Raw genomic sequence first — 17,923 nt, forward strand, 5'->3', positions numbered from 1 at the left:
GAGAGCAATTCTACTGATAATTGGTGGTGATGAAAGCCTACTCTCTCGACTTGCGTCAAAAAATAGTTGATGCTTATGCCTGCGGTGACATTTCCCAACGAAAACTGGCTAAAAACTTTGGTGTCACCTTAAGTTTTGTGCAAAATTTACTCAAACGCCATCGAGAATTGGGGATGATAGGCCCCAAGGTGCGGACTGAGCAGACAGCAACAAAGTTGAATGCTGAACAGTTAGAAATCCTGCGCCAACTCGTCATAGCACAGCCCGATGCGACGTTAAGCGAATTGCGGGAACGACTTTACGAGAAAACAGAGGTCTTAATTGGGGTAGCTACGGTGAATCGGATGGTTCGCTGGAAACTTCACCTCAACCTCAAAAAAAAAGTCTCCACCTCACAAAAAAAGGTAGTGATGAAGTCCAACTAGCCCGATTTGAGTACTGGAAACTCTTGAGGGGGATACCCGTCGAAGAGCTGATTTTCTTAGATGAATCGGGAGTTAATCTGTCCTTCATCCGCAAATGTGCCCGCGCCTTGCCTGGCCTTCGGGCCTATGCTCAAAAGCCCAACCGCAAAGGGAAAAATGTCTCGGTAATTGGTGCAATTAGCTTGAAAGGACTGCTCACCCAATGGAGTGGCTTAGGTTCTATCGATGCTTTGACTTTTGATGCCTTCATCGCCCAAAAGCTCGTACCCAAACTTTGGCCTGGTGCAGTGGTGATCATGGATAACTGCTCAATCCATAAAAGTGATGAACTTGAAGCTTTGCTCATCGCTGCTGGCGCTCATCTCATTTATCTCCCCCCTATTCTCCCGATTTTTCACCGATTGAGAATTGTTGGTCCAAGATTAAGAACATTCTCCGTCGCATCGGTGCAAGGACATACCCTGATTTACTCCAGGCATTAGATACGGCATTCGCAGAAGTGACAATAGAGAATTTGCTGGGTTGGTTTACTCACTGCTGCTACTGTACCTCACAAGACTGATAACCGCTATATCCCTCTTCTGTCACTTTCCGAGTATTCTGAATAAAAGGATTAAAAGAAAAAACTCTCTTCAGGTAAGCAGGGCAATGGATGTAGAATTACAAATCCTAAAACATTTGGCAAGAGATGCCCAGCCAACAGTTGCGATCATAGATGAATATTGTGCAGAGTATAAAGACCTGTTCAAAGAAGTAAGAAATTATGAATGCTTCAAATATTTACATTTAGGGATAATTGCACCAATAAAAAGAAAATCATTACCAGAAATAGCCAAAGTAGTAAGTATAAACTCGGCACAGTCATTACATCATTTCATAGCCTATTCAGATTGGTCAGCAAATAAATTAAAGAGCCGAAGATTAGATAAATTAAAGAAAGCATTAAATAGTCAGGCGATAACCGTAGTAATAGATGAAACTGGAGATAGGAAAAAAGGTAAAAAGACAGATTATGTTGCAAGACAATATCTAGGGAGTGTAGGAAAAATAGATAATGGAATAGTATCAGTCAATGCTTATGGAGTTTATGAAAATGTAACATTTCCATTAAGTTTCAAAGTATTTAAACCGAAAGGGACGCTCAAATCAGGAGATAAATATAAAACCAAAATAGAGTTAGCGTCAGAAATTATTACAGAATTAATAAATGAGGGGTTTAATATTGAATTAGTATTAGCCGATAGTTTATATGGTGAAAGTAGCAAATTCATCAAAAAGCTCAATGAATATGAATTAGCTTATGTTGTAGCAATTAGAAGTAATCACGGAGTCTGGCTACCAGCTAATCAGAGCGTTAGAGCTAACAAGTGGTGCAAATTTGAGAGAACATTTAGTAATAAAAAATCCGAAATCAGATATATCCGAGAAATAATTTATGGTAAAAAAAGAGCCATAACTTACTGGGAAATAACTACTGATCCAGAAACAATGCCGGATAATTCCACTTCATTTGTCATGACGAATCTTCAAGGAAATCTCAAAAAAACTTTAGGCGATTTATATGGATTAAGAACCTGGGTAGAATATGGGTTTCGACAATGTAAACAGGAACTCGGCTGGACAGATTATCGCTTGACAAATTTTCAACATATAGAGAGATGGTGGGAAATTATTTTTTGTGTTTACACAATGATTAGTCTAAATTCCCCAGCCTTTTTAGCCTTAAATCAATCTCTTCAAATTGAAACTGAGGTGATAGGTACTAGTTATGTTAATTGTGTAGATTTTTCTCATCATCAACAATGGAATCATAATTCTGGATGGAAGAATACTCTTAATAATCTTCGTTTAATTGTCCAACCTCTTTTACTATTTTGGCTGATTTATCCCTGGTTAGATATTTTTCCAAATTCTCATTTATTGCTAGGATTTAATCATTTAATTTGTGCCATGAACCAATTTAAACCCTTTTTTGCTTCTGGATGATTTCACTTATTTACTACTTGCTTATCTCGGAGAGTGACAGAAGAGGGATATGATGGACTCTTTGAAATTCCTACGCTACAAGAAATCATCGATTTAGTGAAGCGTAAAAGTGCCGAAATTAATCGTGCGATCGGCATTTATCCAGAAACTAAGCACCCAACTTACTTTAAATCGATTGGGTTAGCCCTAGAACCACCCCTACTTGCAACTTTGACAGTCAACGGTTATGAGGGCGCTAATGCACCTGTTTTCATTCAGTCTTTTGAAGTGAGTAATTTACAAGATTTATCTACAAAGACTGATTTACCTCTGGTGCAATTACTGAATAACATTGGTAAACCTAATGATTTTGTCGTTAGTGGCGATGAACGCACTTATGCAGATTTAGTGACTGCATCAGGTTTAAGGGAAATTGCTAAATATGCACAGGCGATTGGGATTCATAAAAATTTGCTGGTTCCTAGAGATAGTAGTGGTAAATTGCGATTGCCTACATCTTTAGTAAATGACGCTCACACGGCTGGTTTGCTGGTTCATGTCTGGACTTTCCGCAATGAAGACTACTTTTTGCCACTGGATTTTCAAGGAAATCCCCAAGGGGAATATGAACTATTTTTCAGCTTAGGTGTTGATGGCGTATTTAGCGATTATCCAGATACGGCTTCTACTGTAAAGGAAAGTCTTCGGCTTAAACCTTATTCACCTAATATCACACTTTTAATCAAGAAAAATCCGATTCCCGACTAATTAAATAAGTCAGGAATCTCAGCCTATATATTTTCACAAACTCGTCATCACCTGAGCTAATTGATTAGATAAATCAATTCCTGGATTCTCTGATTTTGTAAATAAAACACCAGCTAAAAAATAATAATCACCAGAATAAAACGCCATTTTGTTTTTTCGGAGTTCTTCTATGTGTTTTTTTACTTTCGGCTCCGAGCTATAGTAGCCGAATTGCAAAGGTACCACCATGAAATTTTGAACATAATAACCATTTTCTTTTGCTAGGTTCAACGTATTTATGGGATTAGAAAAGCTAGATATTAAAACCAAGACATTTTCATAATCTAACGATAAAAGATCATTGGTAACTGTTGCTCCATCTACGCCCCCAAATAAAAGTGGTATATAAATATCATCATCTGGTGCGGGTAGATAGGGTGGATTGGCTACAAGATACTCGGCATCTGGTTGAGAAGAATTAAACAAAGATGAATTATGGATTATATATTTATTTGTAAGATTGTATTCATCAATGGTTGAATTGGCAACCTTCAATGCAGAAGTATTTAATTCAAATCCCTGGATTACACCATTAAAGTTGTTTCTCAATAAGGAATTAATTACAGGGCTGCCATCTCCTGAACCAAACTCCACAATAGATTCAGAATTTTTACAATTTCTGATCACAAAGCTTTCTAAACAGTTTGAGTAGAAATTGGATTCTTCAGGACAAAAAAAGATATCTTTCATTTGACTGCAATCAATTGGTAATGTATAATAAGCAAGAAATAAATTATTTATTACCTTGTATTAAGGCAATAAAAAACTGTTCCTTTAGCAAGGGTTGCTAAAGAAATCTTTTTGCAGGTAAATTAGATATAAAATGACTTAAAAATGTCAAATTAAAATGCTAAAACCTGCTATTTTTAATTTTTGGGATTTATCTTCACATACGAGTTAGAGGAATTGTTTTGCTTCGCGTATCGATCGCACAACAGCACTAGCGGCGCGATCGCCCATTAGTTTCTCCTGGTCATACCCAAGCAGGAGTTCCCAGGCATTTTTGGGATACTGTTCTGCTAAAGACAAAGCAACATCATCTAACATCCAACGACCGTGGCGTTCATCTTCCCTGATGTGCAGTTCCCAATAACCCATCGCCGCCTCTGACAGTCCCAATCGTTGCGCCGCCGCCAGATAGTTTTTATAAGCCGCAGGGCCAGCCACCTCAAAATATGTCAACGCACCACAATAACGTAGGAAATAGCGTTTGCGATCGGTGGTCAAAAAATTATGATTAGCACAAGCTAGAACTTCCCAAGGCACTAAATTGAAGTATCCTTCTGGTTCAGTGTTCATCCCAAATTCAGCCAGCATTTGGGCAAAAAATGTCGAGTGCTTGCGGGATAAACGACCATTGCCGTATTCTTCTAGTAGTACTCGCACCAGCGTACACTGCACTTCATTAGCAGCACCACCCAATACGTAGCAAAGACGACTACCTTCAACCAAGCCATCAAAGGAACCGATCGCTAGCAGGTGACGATATCCAGCTTCAGTCATTTCTTCACGAATATAGCGGCTGCTATCCGACAAAGGCGGATTTAAATCGGCGGATGCACGCTCAATTAAAGCGTGCTTGACATCCAATTGTTGTAGCGCTGGTAAATCGATCTGTGCCAGTTCCCAGTTTTGCCAAGCAGCCTCAATTTGATCGCGACATGAGGATAAATAAAGCGATCGCTCATTGGTATAGTGTCGCAAATCGTCGTACCAAAACAGCTTAAGCCGATTAATTCGATAAAGTATCCGTTGCAGAAAACGGTGAGCAAGTTCATCAGAGCGATCGTTTTTATAGGCGGCGCGAATTGCTGTTGAGAGCGCCTGTTCAAATTCACTAGCTATTGCAGGTTTTATATCCAGCTTATGATCCAAATCCTCGATTGCTAACAGTTCTATAAATTGCTCTTCAGCACGGTCGTACTTGGTAATTGTTCTTTCTTCTGCTTGCGTACTTTTTTTCGCAGCCCCAGTATTAGGAAATATAACTAAATTGCTTTGCATGGAATCTTCGCTAGCTTTGAAAAAGTGAGAAATTAGTTTCACCTCTAATATCTAGGTTTCCACACGAGTAGCTTTCTGTACCTCTTTCCATGGTTATAAACAAAGATTAGGTTTCAAAAGAAGGGTATGGGGCATTGGGAATGAAGAAGAGACAAGGTAGACAAGGAAGAGGGGGGAGACAAGGGAGAGACTTATTCTATAATTCTCCCTTATCCTCCTTGTCCCCCTTGTCTCCCTGCTCCCCCCCTGCTCTCTACCCCCTGCTCTCTACCCCCTGCTCCCTCTTCCTCTGCCCCCTACCCCTCCCCTACTCCCTACGGCGCTTTCGGCTGTTGCTCAATCGGCTTACTTGGCGGAATCTCCTCAAGAGGAATCAGTGCTTCGATCACGGACTTAACAATTGGTGCAGCAACAGTAGAACCATAAGCACTTTCTCCTTTTGGCTCATCTACCAGTGCAAATACTACATAGCGAGGAGATTCTACGGGTAAAATAGCCACGAAACTGGTCATTCTTGCACCCTTGATGTAACCGCCATTAGGACTAGCTTTTTGGGCTGTACCAGTTTTACCAGCAATGCGATATCCGGGAATTTGTGCCGCCTTCCCACTGCCTTCATTAACAACAGTTTCCATCATTTCTACGACCTTTTGGGCTGTTGCGGCTGAAAAAATTTGGCGTGATATAGTCCGAGTGGGTGAATCATGCATCTGCCCCTTGGTATCAATCAGTCCTCGAACTACATGGGGTGTAACCAATTTACCGCCATTGGCTAAAGCACCGTGCATTTGCACTAGCTGTATCGGTGTCATCGAAAAACCTTGCCCAAAGGAAGTAGTAGCTGGTTCAATTGGGGAAGCGATAAATTCTTCTTGACTTTTGAGCCGACCGCCAACTTCAAAAGGCAAATCTGTATCAACTTTTTGTCCTAATCCCAAGCGTTCCAGCCAGTTGTAGTAAATTGAAGGCTTTAAACGTTGGATAATCTGCACCATGCCAATGTTGCTGGAATATTGCAAAATCTGAGCGATACTGATTCGCCCATTACCATTATTCATAGCATTTTTGATGGTGTAATTAGCTACTCGAATAGAACCGGAGTCATTAAACATATCATCTGGTTTGATGACATTATTTTCCAGAGCGATCGCCACATTCAAAGGCTTAAAAGTCGAGCCTGGTTCATAAAGATCCGCCACCGTCCAGTTTTTAAACAGCGAGATATTAGCTTTAGCGTATTCATTAGGGTTATAGGTAGGCTGAGAAACGAGGGCGAGTAAGGAACCATCCAACGCATCCATTACAATTACCGCCCCACGTTTAGCATCAAACTTCTCCATTTGTTGTTTGAGTGCCAGGCTAGCAATCCGTTGCAGACGGCTATCGATTGTGAGTTGCAGCCTTAAATCATCAAAATGCAGAAAACCTTCCGGTGCATGATCTGGCATCACGGCTCCATTACCAGAGCGACTGAGCCGCACCGTTTGCACAGGACGTTCTAACAATTTCTCTTGAGAATATTCCACACCTGCTTGACCACGACGGTCAACATTCACATAACCCACCACATCAGAAACCAAATCGTCTGGCGGATAATATCGGGAGTATTTTTGAATTAACTCTAAGCCATTTAAACGCAAAGAAGTCACGCGATCGATAATTTCTTCCGGTAGGGCTGGGGCAAGTATAATTCCGCTTCTTTTGCTTTGAAAAGTTTTCACTAATTCAGCAGTATCTTTGGCCAATATTGGGGCAAGTCGCTCTGCCATCTCTTCATTAGACTTATCAAACAGTTTGGGATGAGCGTACAAAGTATATACAGGACGATCAATCGCCAATAGTTCACTATTGCGATCTACCACCGGGCGACGGGGCATAAAAGGTCGCAAATCCACCATTTGCTGGCTCCGCGCCTGCTCTGTTAATTTTGCCCCCTTAACAATTTGCAAGTTATACAACTTGATACTTAACCCCAATCCTGCTGCCATTAACACGCCCCAGACGACGAATAGTCGGGACTTGGTATTGGATGTTTGGTTTTGGATATTAGAGGCAAGTGTCCCCAATAACCCTCGTTTAGAACCCTTCTGCTGCTTTTTGAAGTCTGGATTCCGAGACTTTCTTAATCTTGTTCTGCTTGGTAATTTTTGCATTGCCTACTCAGTACCAAATTACTTTTCGGAGTCAAAAGTCCAAACTTAAAGTTAGTTACTCCATAACTCCTGTACAGACGCGATTAATCGCGTCTCTCCTAACTCTTAATATCCAAGTGGCGATAGCGTTTGCCGTTGCGTTTCCGAACTTGGCGTTATGTTAGGCGTTATGTTATTAGATGATGCTGGCTTAGGCGTATGAGGTGCTGGAGACAAGAAAATCATTCCTTGAGGGGTTGGCGATACTAGCCCTGCTGTTGGTTGTTGTGCTTCCTTAGCCATTCTATTTGTCAGCGTGGCGTTGGTTGTCGTTAGTAGCCGCTCATGACGTTGGAGGTTTTGCAGTCTGCGATATGACTTACTCCAAAGCTCTTGGGAATATACTGTCCAGCCATAAACAGCAAGTGTCGATGCTACTACCAAAAACGCCAAAACTGTCGAATAACGATGAAATGTGTACAAGCGCAACAACCATAAAGGTACGGCTCCAGAATTAGGCATTGTGGGAAGTCGAAGAGAATCTACCCCTGAACTTTTCTGAGTCGCACTTGACTGCTCATTGAGATTTGGTAACTTTTGTCTACCCAACTCTTTCACCGATTTGGGCATAGCTGCCTTATTTGTGGCAGAAACCGCCAAATTTTTTGAGGAACGCTGTTGTCTTTGAGAAGATAAGGGTGTGGCTTTGGTCGCTGGTGTAGCAGCGCTCTGTGCTACCGACTCTATACGCGCAGAACGTCGCCTTCCTAAAGAAAACATAGAATCTCGCCAGAACCAATTACCCTTTCCAGAAATAGCAGATTTACGAGCAACTACCATAAATTTATTAGATTGAAAATACTGTACTTTAGATTGATTTTCTTGATTGTCTGTTTTTGATAGGGTTGAGACTTACTTCTGTGCAACAAGCACACATAACAGACTACACCCTTTTAACTGTTCTGATAGATAGCTGTACCAATGTTTGCATCCTCTAGATATTGCAATGTTTGCAATCAGCGATTAGCAACTGGACAGCTTACCCTTTAGAGATAGCACCTAAAGTATGGCAACGCCGGGCAGCAAGGTGCAATACTCTGTGAAAAAAATAAAATTTTTTGTTATGATAGCTCGGTTTGCTAGAAAATTTGGTAATTTCCTTTTTGCTTCTGAGTTAAGAGAAACTAATCAGATAGCTGTATGAGACATGCTGCCAAAAAGAATATCCCAAAGGATTATTTTTTTAAGTATGTAATCTCACAGCATTAAAAAAGCAATAAATACGGTATCGTATTCAACAGGCGAAAAATTTTTCTAGCCACAATTGGTGAAAGAGGAGTTATGAAAACAAAAATCTTTGGTTTGGCTGTAATCTTAAGTCTAGCTACAATTCTGGGAGCCTGTGAAGGCGGTGGTGATGGTGGTGGTACTACTAACAGTACTCCTGCTGCTACAGGTGAACCAACTGATGCGCCTCCCGCTACTAAAGTCACACCGGCTGCTACACCTGCGGCTACACCTGCTGCTACACCTAAATAAGGCATCTTAAGCTTTTAGCTTTAGTTGAAATCATGCCCAAAACAGCTTAGTAACAACGCTCGTCACCACATAGCTTGAATTAATAGGTTTATCTAGAAACCTTTATCTTTCTTTCGGTGTATCAGAGCCTAGAGTTTGCTCAAATATCAGCTAAGTAGGGCAGCAATAAAAGGACACTGGTGATGAGAATTACCTCGTCAACCAAGTGTCCGCCTGAAAATTCTCGCCTGACCGAACCTTATTCCAAGTAAAAGAGAGTTTAGTTCCGTAAATCTAAGCCATCTTGTGGGCAAAATACTTCCACGATTTAGTGTTTGGAATAGCTTAAACTCCTGAGTTTTGAGAGGACAAAAGAATTCATTGCGATCGCTGGCAATTGCTCAAGAGCATTCCCTGTAGTCTATTCTGTATTAGGAGAGACCTAGTGATGTTTCTTGAAATTGCCAGATTTTTATTGGGAAAATTTCTAACTTTGGGAATTGGGTATTGGGAAACAGATTTTCATGCTGCGTTGTAAATGCAGTTCAGGATATGGGGAGAATTAAAGCGATAAAGGCAGTAAAATTTCTGAGCTTGTTTGTGATTAGTGCAACTTTATTTATGGTAAGTGGCTATTGGACATCATCAGTAGTCATAGCATTACCGCCACCAGAAGATACACCAGAAGAAATATTACGGACAAAGATTATCATAGAAGCGCGATCGCCAATTGATGGAAGCTTCCTAACAGCTGCCGAATATATTCAATTACAAGCACAGCTTCAAGAAGCCCCACCACCAAAACTAGACCCCAAAATTCGGGAACAGATTTTCTTGCTTCGCCTACGTAAAACCTTACTTCAGTTTTTCCCATTTTTAAATTTTTGAGAAATTCCCCATTCCCCATTCCCCATTCCCCATTCCCCATTCCCCATTCCCCATTCTGATGTACGATAACGGTGGCAACAAAATTGCAAATAAATGTAAAGAATATATATAGATATTAAAAAAGTAGATTTAGTCAATCACGTTATTTCACTTAGGTAGCTTCATGTCCATGACCACGATCGCCCCTGAGCAGGTTAACAGCATCGTTTGGAATCAGCATAACGATCCCTTTGAAATACTGGGTTCTCATCCCATAGAACAAGATGGCAAAACTGTCTGGGCTGTGCGGGCCTATCTACCAAATGCAAGTGCAGTATGGGTCGTTCTTCCTGAACAACGGAAAGAATACCCAATGCAAACAGTTCATCATCCTCACTTTTTTGAATGCACTATTGAAACCACAGAACTGGCAAACTACCAGTTACGGATTAAAGAAGGGGAACATGAGCGCGTTACTTATGACCCTTACGCCTTCCGTTCTCCCAATTTGACAGACTTTGATTTGCATTTGTTTAGTGAAGGGAACCATCACCGGATATACGAAAAACTGGGAGCGCACCCCACGGAAATAGGAGGCGTTAAGGGCGTTTATTTTGCAGTTTGGGCACCCAATGCTCGCAACGTTTCATTGTTGGGAGATTTCAACCTCTGGGATGGGCGCAAACACCAAATGCGTAAAGGGCCAACCGGGGTTTGGGAATTATTTATTCCTGAAATCGCTGCGGGAGAGCATTACAAATATGAAATCAAAAATTTTGAAGGACACATTTACGAAAAATCCGATCCCTACGGTTTCCAGCAAGAACCCCGCCCGAAAACCGCATCTATTGTCACTGATTTAGATGCTTACACCTGGGATGACGAAAGCTGGATGGAAAAGCGGCGGCACACTGACCCCCTTACCCAGCCGGTCTCAGTTTATGAAGTGCATTTAGGGTCTTGGTTACATGCTTCGAGTGCCGAACCTGCTAAACTGCCAAATGGTGAAGCTGAACCGGTAGTTATCGTTTCGGAACTTAAGCCGGGCGCACGTTTCCTTACCTATCGCGAACTAGCTGACCGACTCATTCCATACATCAAAGAATTGGGATATACCCATATAGAAATGCTGCCCATTGCGGAGCATCCCTTTGATGGTTCTTGGGGTTATCAAGTAACTGGGTACTATGCTCCCACCTCCCGGTTTGGCAGCCCCGAAGATTTCATGTATTTTATTGACAAATGTCACAAAAATGATATAGGGGTAATTGTAGATTGGGTTCCTGGTCACTTCCCCAAAGATGGACATGGTTTAGCTTTCTTTGATGGTAGCCACCTGTACGAACATGCTGACCCCCGCAAAGGGGAACATAAAGAATGGGGTACTTTGGTGTTCAACTATGGTCGCCATGAAGTTAGTAATTTCCTCGCAGCCAATGCTCTCTTCTGGTTCGATAAATACCACATTGACGGGATTCGTGTCGACGCTGTTGCCTCGATGCTCTATAACGACTATTGCCGCGAACCCGGAGAATGGTTGCCCAACCAGTACGGTGGCAGAGAAAACTTAGAAGCAGCGGATTTTCTGCGTCAGGTAAATCATACTATCTTTAGTTATTTCCCCGGCATTCTCTCAATTGCTGAAGAATCTACTTCTTGGCCAATGGTATCTTGGCCCACCTATACAGGCGGATTGGGCTTTAATTTGAAGTGGAATATGGGCTGGATGCACGATATGCTGGATTACTTCAGCATGGACCCTTGGTTCCGCCAGTTCCACCAAAACAATATCACCTTTAGTATGTGGTACAACCACAGCGAGAACTTTATGCTGGCTCTGTCCCACGATGAAGTGGTGCATGGTAAGAGCAATATCATCGGTAAAATGCCGGGGGATACATGGCAGAAGTTAGCTAATATCCGTTGTTTATTTACCTATATGTTTGCTCACCCAGGCAAGAAAACCATGTTTATGAGCATGGAGTTTGGGCAGTGGAGTGAGTGGAACGCTTGGGCAGATTTGGAGTGGCATTTATTACAGCATGAACCACACCAACAGTTAAAAACGTTTTTCCGGGAATTGAACCATCTCTACCGTTCTGAGCCTGTTTTGTACACCCAAGATTTTGCTGAACCGGGGTTTGAATGGATTGACTGTAGTGATAATCGCCATAGTGTAGTTTCTTTCATCCGTCGTGACAAGGATTCTGATGATTTTGCGATCGTGGTTTGCAATTTTACACCGCAACCCCATTCTCACTACCGCATTGGTGTACCGCAAAAGGGATTTTATACTGAGTTGTTCAATAGTGATGCACGTCAATATGGCGGCAGTAACATGGGTAACTTAGGCGGGAAGTGGACGGATGATTGGTCTTTGCACAGTCGTCCCTATTCGCTAGATTTGTGTTTGCCACCTTTAGGTGTGTTGATTCTCAAGTTGGATAAGAAGAAGACTGCTGAGGTAATTGGATAACAATTTTGGGTGGGTGATGCCCACCCAATCTTGATGTTTTATCGAGTGGTTATAAAATTTTTGCCATTTTCTCTATTCCGTTCCTGACAAGCAGAGAATGAGAGAAAACTAACTTGCGGCTACATTGCCCCAACCTATGTAGGGTAATTTTGCAGCGGTTGCCCGAACTTGGGTAGTATTCGCCACCAACTGACCGCAAGCATCCCAAGTCCCAGAAATAAATGTGCTTCTTGTACCTTCACCGATCGCAACTGGGGCAGTATAATCATCAATTTGCACTTGCAAAGTTTCCAGATTTACTGTCACGGCAGCTTGAGGATTGGCAGCTACTAGCTCTTGCAGTTGTTTAACAGTAGCAGCGTCGGCTGTCACACAAGGTATACCCATTGCCACACAGTTACCGAAAAAGATTTCTGCGAAGCTTTCACCTATTAAAGCTTGGATTCCCCATTTTGCGATCGCTTGGGGTGCGTGTTCCCTTGATGAACCACAGCCAAAGTTACGGTTGACTATTAAAATATTCGCGCCTTTGTATTGGGGTTGGTCAAAGGGATGTTCACCTTTAAGTGCTGTCCGGTCATCAATAAATGCGCCTTCACCTAAGCCATCAAAGGTAACAGCTTTTAAATAACGAGCGGGAATGATGCGATCGGTGTCTATATCATTGCCCACTAAAGGTATACCGCGCCCTGAAACTGTTTTAACTTCACTCACCATAAATTTTATTTACCTATCATTTCAATGACAGCCTGTTAGTTTCTACAAATGACAAATGACCAAAAAATTACAGCAACTCGCGCACATCAGATACTTCGCCTTTAATCGCAGCTGTGGCAACCATCGCCGGACTCATTAACAATGTCCGACCAGAAGAGGAACCTTGTCTGCCTTTAAAGTTGCGATTAGATGAGGAGGCGCTAATTTGTCTTCCTTGTAACTTGTCGGGGTTCATGGCTAGGCACATGGAACATCCCGGTTCACGCCATTCAAATCCAGCCTCTTGAAAGATTTTATCCAGTCCTTCAGTTTCCGCCTCTTGCTTCACCCTTTCAGAACCGGGGACAACGAAAGCTTTGATTCCCTCTGCAACATGGCGACCTTTGGCGATTTTCGCAGCTTCCCGCAAATCACTAATTCTGCCGTTGGTGCAACTACCAATAAAGCAGACATCTATTTTAGTGCCCTTGATTGGTTGACCCGGATATAAATCCATGTAGCGGTAAGCTTCTTCGGCAATAAATCGGTCTTCTTCGAGTAGTTCTTCTGGTTGAGGCACTAACTGGTTGACAGCGATACCTTGACCAGGAGTAATTCCCCAGGTGACAGTAGGAGAAATTTCAGCAGCGTCGAATACGACTACATCATCGTACTGGGCATCAGCATCGCTCTTGATGGAATTCCACCAAGCCACTGCTTTATCCCAATCTGCATTTTTGGGAGCAAAATCTCTGTCTTTGAGGTAATCGTAGGTGACTTGATCTGGATTGACATAGCCGCATCTAGCACCGCCTTCGATCGCCATATTGCAGACAGTCATCCTCTCTTCCATATTCATTTGTTCAAATGTCGTACCTGCAAATTCGTAGCCATAACCCACACCACCTTTAACACCAAGGGTGCGGATGATATGTAGGATGACATCTTTGGCGTAAACTCCTGGGTTCAGACTGCCATTAACTTCAATTTTGCGGACTTTTAGTTTTGAGAGAGCGAGGGTTTGGGAAGCGAGAACATCCCGCACTTGGCTAGTACCGATACCAAATGCGATCGCACCAAATGCCCCATGACTCGAAGTGTGGCTATCTCCACAAGCGATCGTCATTCCTGGTTGAGTCAGTCCGAGTTCTGGAGCGATGACATGAACTATACCCTGACTACCAGAACCAATGTTGTAAAAAGTTATGTTATTTTCTTGGCAGTTATTTTCGAGCGCCTGAATCATCTCCTCTGCCAAACTATCAATAAAGGGACGCGCCTGATTTTCTGTCGGCACTATGTGATCGACTGTGGCAACAGTCCGCTCTGGAAACAGTACTTTTAGACCCCTCTCGCGTAACATAGCAAAGGCCTGGGGACTGGTGACTTCATGAATTAGGTGAAGCCCGATAAATAGTTGCGTCAGCCCAGAGGGAAGTGTACCAACGGTGTGTAAGTCCCAAACTTTATCAAACAGGGTACCTTTGCTCATACGTAAATTAATATTTCAAGAGTCCGGTCTTAAATAGTATCAAAAAATAGTCTAAGTTTTTCTAGATCGCTTCATAATATTAGTGACATTTTTGTACTCTTATTCCTCTGTGTCGCACCAGATGCGACAACGGGAAGGCAGTCCATTTCCTTTGGGTAGGCAATGTCCGCTTTTGGCCTTCCGTAACTCATCCGTAAGTCCTAACTAATATTTAAAGCCTCCATCCCAAAGAGATGCGATGTTACGGGTATCCTGGTGATGCCCAGTGTGGAATGCTGGTAATAAAGTTGCTAAAACTACGCTTGTAGTAGAAATTGCCTGATTTTGCTCCTTTACATTACTTTAGAGACAGTCTTTGAAAACTCAGCTTAATTCTTCTAGTAGAGGAGAGAGCTAATTAAAAAGCCATATACTGCAATTACCAAGCAATAGTTTGATCGGCTCCTAATTAAAGACCTATTAGGAGCTTTTTTTAATTGATATTGTTTAAGTGATTATCTACCTGTAGGGGCGGTATATATAAACAAGCGTAGTTGCAATTAAACTACTCCTTATGGATATTAATGATTGATTCTGATGGTAGATGGATTCAAAAGATCAAGATTGCTAATATGTATTCATTGAGTGAAAAACGTTTACCGAATTAATAACAATGAATATTCTTGCTTGGATTGTTTTAGGTCTAATTGCTGGTGCGATCGCTAAAGCTATCTACCCCGGTCATCAAGGTGGCGGTATTCTAGGAACAATTTTATTAGGAATTATCGGCGCGTTTGTTGGTGGTAGTCTAGGAGTGTTTTTTAGTACAGGAACGTTAAGTTTAGCGGCACCTACTCTCAGCATTCCTGGTATTGCAGTAGCAGTTCTTGGTGCAATCGTTGCGGTTTTCCTGTGGAACCTATTAACAAATCGCAGTGCTGTATAAGAGCAAAATTGCTGACAATAACTGAAGGTAATTTAGCAAATTTATTTAACTATCGTGAATTAAATCAAAAAAATAGCGCTAGCCTAATCACAGGTTGGTGCTATTTTTTAACTTTTGATCCATCAAAATTTGTAGGAATTTAATGGTGTGCGATCGCTGTTAGTGGAAATTAGACAAAAAACACCTATAAAAGAGCCTCAAATTTATATATAGATAGAGTTTGACATTATCTTGCTTGGCTTATTGATATATCTAGGGTTGGGCGATGTTTCAGTATTTGGTGTATTTACCTTGCCCTGTATGAACTTAAGGCTTATTTCTCCCTCCAAAGTATTTAAGTCTAGCTATGTCTTTGCCTTTGGATGATTATACGTTCAAATCTACAGATTTCATGAAATTTTCAATAAGTTGCACAGTCGCTACACACAAAGCGACGATGTTTCGTTAAGCTGTAAGCGCTATGATTAGAGTTTATTGAACGTCTTATGCACTGGTTATTATCTGGGCCGTTGAGTAGAGAAGAATTGACGGTTAAGATTGTAGGGTTGCCTGCATCGTTACAAGGTAAGAAACTGGTGCAGTTGTCAGATTTTCATTACGATGGTTTGCGGCTATCGGAAGAAATGCTAGAAAAAGCGATCGCAGTTACTAATGAAGCTAAACCAGATTTAGTTCTATTAACTGGTGACTACGTAACTGACGATCCGGCACCGATTCACCAACTGATACTTCGACTGAAACATCTGCAAAGTCCCAGTGGTATCTATGCTATTCTTGGCAATCACGATATACATTACAAAAACGCCAAAACAGAAGTTACCGATGCCCTGACTAGCATTGGAATCCATGTCCTTTGGAACGAAATTGCCTATCCACTAGGAAAAGAATTACCATTTGTAGGACTAGCTGATTATTGGTCACGGGAATTCTACCCTGCACCTGTGATGAATCAACTAAATCCCGACACACCACGCATCGTTTTATCCCACAACCCAGATACTGCGGAGATGCTGCAAGCATGGCGAGTTGACTTACAATTATCTGGTCATACTCACGGTGGTCAAATCGTGATTCCCGGAATTGGCCCTGCAATATTTTTTTACGAAAAGCTTGCAAAAAAAATACCTAAAAAAGTGCAGCGTCGATTTCCATTTTTGGAAGAAAATGTTTCTGTAGTCAGACATTGGGAATGGGCACAGGGTTTCCATCAGCTGGGAAAAAATCAGCTATATGTCAATCGTGGTTTGGGAACTTACCTCCCAGGACGCTTATTCTGCCGCCCAGAAGTCACTATAATCACCCTACAGGGTGAGTAAGTAATCTAAAATTCTAAATTCCAGAACGGAATCACAGCAGGTATTCTGGCTAATCAGTACCTGTAGATTTGAGTGAGTTCTGCTTAGTTTAGTCTCAGGATTTAAATCAATTCGTTAATTTTATCTTGAGTATGTGACATAAATTATTGCAGTTTCTCAAGTTACATTTTGATATTTGGTAAGCTGTAAGCGCTGGTATGAGGAGTATCGGTTGCCTTATGCATTGGTTGTTTACGGGACATTTAAGAGTAGATAAAATCACGGTTAAGATTGCGGAACTTCCAGCATCTTTACAAGGTACAACGCTAGTGCAGTTGTCAGATTTTCACTACGATGGTTTGCGCTTGTCGGAAGATATGTTAGAAAAAGCGATCGCACTTACTAACGAAGCTGAACCGGATTTAATTCTATTAACTGGTGACTACGTAACTGACGATCCGACACCAATTCACCAATTGGTGCATCGACTCAAACATCTGCAAAGTCGCTGTGGTATCTACGCTGTACTGGGTAATCATGATATCTATTACAGTCATTCAAAAGCAGAAGTTACACAGGCGTTAACTAGCATTGGCGTGCATGTACTTTGGAATGAAATAGCCTATCCACTAGGAAAAGAATTACCATTTGTAGGACTAGCTGATTATTGGTCACGGGAATTCTACCCTGCACCAGTTATGAATCAACTAGACTCTGTTACACCCCGCATAGTTTTATCCCATAATCCAGATACAGCCAAGATACTGCAACAATGGCGTGTAGATTTGCAACTATCGGGTCATACCCACGGCGGTCACATCGTAATTCCAGGCATTGGCCCTTTAGTATTCCATTATAAAAAGCTACTCAAAAAAATTCCCAAAAAATTGCGGTGTTGGGTAACGTTTTTACTAGGAGACTGTTCTAAAGTCGTGCGATATTGGGAATGGGCGCAAGGTTTTCACAAGGTGCAAGAAAATCAACTATATGTTAATCGGGGTTTAGGAACTTATAAACCAGGACGTTTATTTTGTCCGCCAGAAGTGACTGTAATTACCTTAGTTAGTCATTAGTCATTGGTCTAAACAAATGACAAAGGACACTCAAAGCATAAACCGCCGGAAGCTACGATGGAGAAATATCAGCAGCTTGGGGCGGTTTCTTGAAGATTGAATAATTCAGAAATAACTTACACAACTAAGGTGGACACTATTGGCGATCGCTAGACTCAGAATTGCACATCCTAACATTCCAACTAGGCAGGCGTCTTCTGGCAGTGCGTTTTAAAACCTCCAAAACAACTCATTGAACTTAAAGCAAA

14 protein-coding genes and 2 pseudogenes are annotated in these 17,923 nt (G+C 41.7%); 10 read left to right on the top strand and 6 right to left on the bottom strand.

What is annotated here, in order from left to right:
* The first annotated feature begins 29 nt into the window (after nt 1-29).
* The 4 genes and pseudogenes from FBB35_RS34400 to FBB35_RS07715 all read left to right on the top strand — a co-directional run.
* Nucleotides 30-425 carry a transposase gene (locus FBB35_RS34400; protein WP_254625668.1) on the top strand — a complete coding sequence of 132 codons (396 nt, stop codon included), beginning with the start codon at nt 30-32 and terminating at the stop codon, nt 423-425.
* A gap of 107 nt (nt 426-532) precedes the next feature.
* Nucleotides 533-987, top strand: a pseudogene (locus FBB35_RS34405) (transposase).
* A gap of 86 nt (nt 988-1,073) precedes the next feature.
* A complete protein-coding gene (locus tag FBB35_RS07710) occupies nt 1,074-2,411 on the top strand; it encodes an IS701 family transposase (protein ID WP_174708167.1) in 1,338 nt (445 codons plus the stop codon).
* A gap of 48 nt (nt 2,412-2,459) precedes the next feature.
* A pseudogene (locus FBB35_RS07715) lies at nt 2,460-3,158 on the top strand (glycerophosphodiester phosphodiesterase family protein); the annotation flags it as partial.
* Nucleotides 3,159-3,191: 33 nt separating this feature from the next.
* Here FBB35_RS07715 and FBB35_RS07720 read toward each other — a convergent pair.
* The 4 genes from FBB35_RS07720 to FBB35_RS07735 form a co-directional block, all read right to left on the bottom strand.
* Nucleotides 3,192-3,887, bottom strand: a complete 696-nt coding sequence (locus FBB35_RS07720) for a methyltransferase (RefSeq protein ID WP_174709172.1) — start codon at nt 3,885-3,887, stop codon at nt 3,192-3,194.
* Between the two features lie 207 nt (nt 3,888-4,094).
* Nucleotides 4,095-5,201 carry an iron-containing redox enzyme family protein gene (locus FBB35_RS07725; protein WP_174713557.1) on the bottom strand — a complete coding sequence of 369 codons (1,107 nt, stop codon included), beginning with the start codon at nt 5,199-5,201 and terminating at the stop codon, nt 4,095-4,097.
* Nucleotides 5,202-5,515: 314 nt separating this feature from the next.
* The gene (locus FBB35_RS07730; protein WP_174709173.1) at nt 5,516-7,354 is read right to left on the bottom strand and encodes a penicillin-binding protein 2; all 1,839 of its coding nucleotides are present in this window, start codon (nt 7,352-7,354) and stop codon (nt 5,516-5,518) included.
* Nucleotides 7,355-7,459: 105 nt separating this feature from the next.
* On the bottom strand, nt 7,460-8,173 hold the full coding sequence (locus FBB35_RS07735) for a hypothetical protein (RefSeq protein ID WP_174709174.1): 714 nt from the start codon (nt 8,171-8,173) through the stop codon (nt 7,460-7,462).
* Between the two features lie 501 nt (nt 8,174-8,674).
* Between FBB35_RS07735 and FBB35_RS07740 the strand changes: the two genes are divergently transcribed.
* The 3 genes from FBB35_RS07740 to glgB all read left to right on the top strand — a co-directional run bounded on the left by FBB35_RS07740 (nt 8,675) and on the right by glgB (nt 12,194).
* Entirely contained in the window at nt 8,675-8,872 is a 198-nt protein-coding gene (locus FBB35_RS07740; protein WP_174709175.1) for a hypothetical protein, read from the top strand.
* A gap of 531 nt (nt 8,873-9,403) precedes the next feature.
* The gene (locus FBB35_RS07745) at nt 9,404-9,739 is read left to right on the top strand and encodes a hypothetical protein (protein ID WP_174709176.1); all 336 of its coding nucleotides are present in this window, start codon (nt 9,404-9,406) and stop codon (nt 9,737-9,739) included.
* A gap of 163 nt (nt 9,740-9,902) precedes the next feature.
* Nucleotides 9,903-12,194 (top strand): 1,4-alpha-glucan branching enzyme, encoded by a 2,292-nt coding sequence (gene glgB / locus FBB35_RS07750; protein WP_174709177.1) that lies wholly within the window; start codon nt 9,903-9,905, stop codon nt 12,192-12,194.
* A 108-nt stretch (nt 12,195-12,302) separates the two neighbouring features.
* On the opposite strand, the gene leuD is transcribed toward glgB, so the two are convergent.
* A complete protein-coding gene (gene leuD, locus FBB35_RS07755; RefSeq protein ID WP_174709178.1) occupies nt 12,303-12,911 on the bottom strand; it encodes a 3-isopropylmalate dehydratase small subunit in 609 nt (202 codons plus the stop codon).
* 67 nt (nt 12,912-12,978) lie between these two features.
* Complete coding sequence (gene leuC / locus FBB35_RS07760) at nt 12,979-14,382, bottom strand: 3-isopropylmalate dehydratase large subunit (RefSeq protein ID WP_174709179.1); 1,404 nt, start codon at nt 14,380-14,382, stop codon at nt 12,979-12,981.
* A gap of 652 nt (nt 14,383-15,034) precedes the next feature.
* Between leuC and FBB35_RS07765 the strand changes: the two genes are divergently transcribed.
* The 3 genes from FBB35_RS07765 (at nt 15,035) to FBB35_RS07775 (ending at nt 17,675) form a co-directional block, all read left to right on the top strand.
* Nucleotides 15,035-15,307 (top strand): GlsB/YeaQ/YmgE family stress response membrane protein, encoded by a 273-nt coding sequence (locus FBB35_RS07765; protein ID WP_012406985.1) that lies wholly within the window; start codon nt 15,035-15,037, stop codon nt 15,305-15,307.
* Nucleotides 15,308-15,792: 485 nt separating this feature from the next.
* Nucleotides 15,793-16,623: a metallophosphoesterase gene (locus FBB35_RS07770; protein WP_174709180.1), complete on the top strand. Its 831-nt coding sequence runs from the start codon at nt 15,793-15,795 to the stop codon at nt 16,621-16,623.
* A 218-nt stretch (nt 16,624-16,841) separates the two neighbouring features.
* The gene (locus FBB35_RS07775; protein ID WP_174709181.1) at nt 16,842-17,675 is read left to right on the top strand and encodes a metallophosphoesterase; all 834 of its coding nucleotides are present in this window, start codon (nt 16,842-16,844) and stop codon (nt 17,673-17,675) included.
* Nucleotides 17,676-17,923: the final 248 nt, after the last annotated feature.

This window comes from Nostoc sp. TCL240-02, assembly GCF_013343235.1.
In the GTDB taxonomy this organism is placed as follows: Bacteria; Cyanobacteriota; Cyanobacteriia; order Cyanobacteriales; family Nostocaceae; genus Nostoc.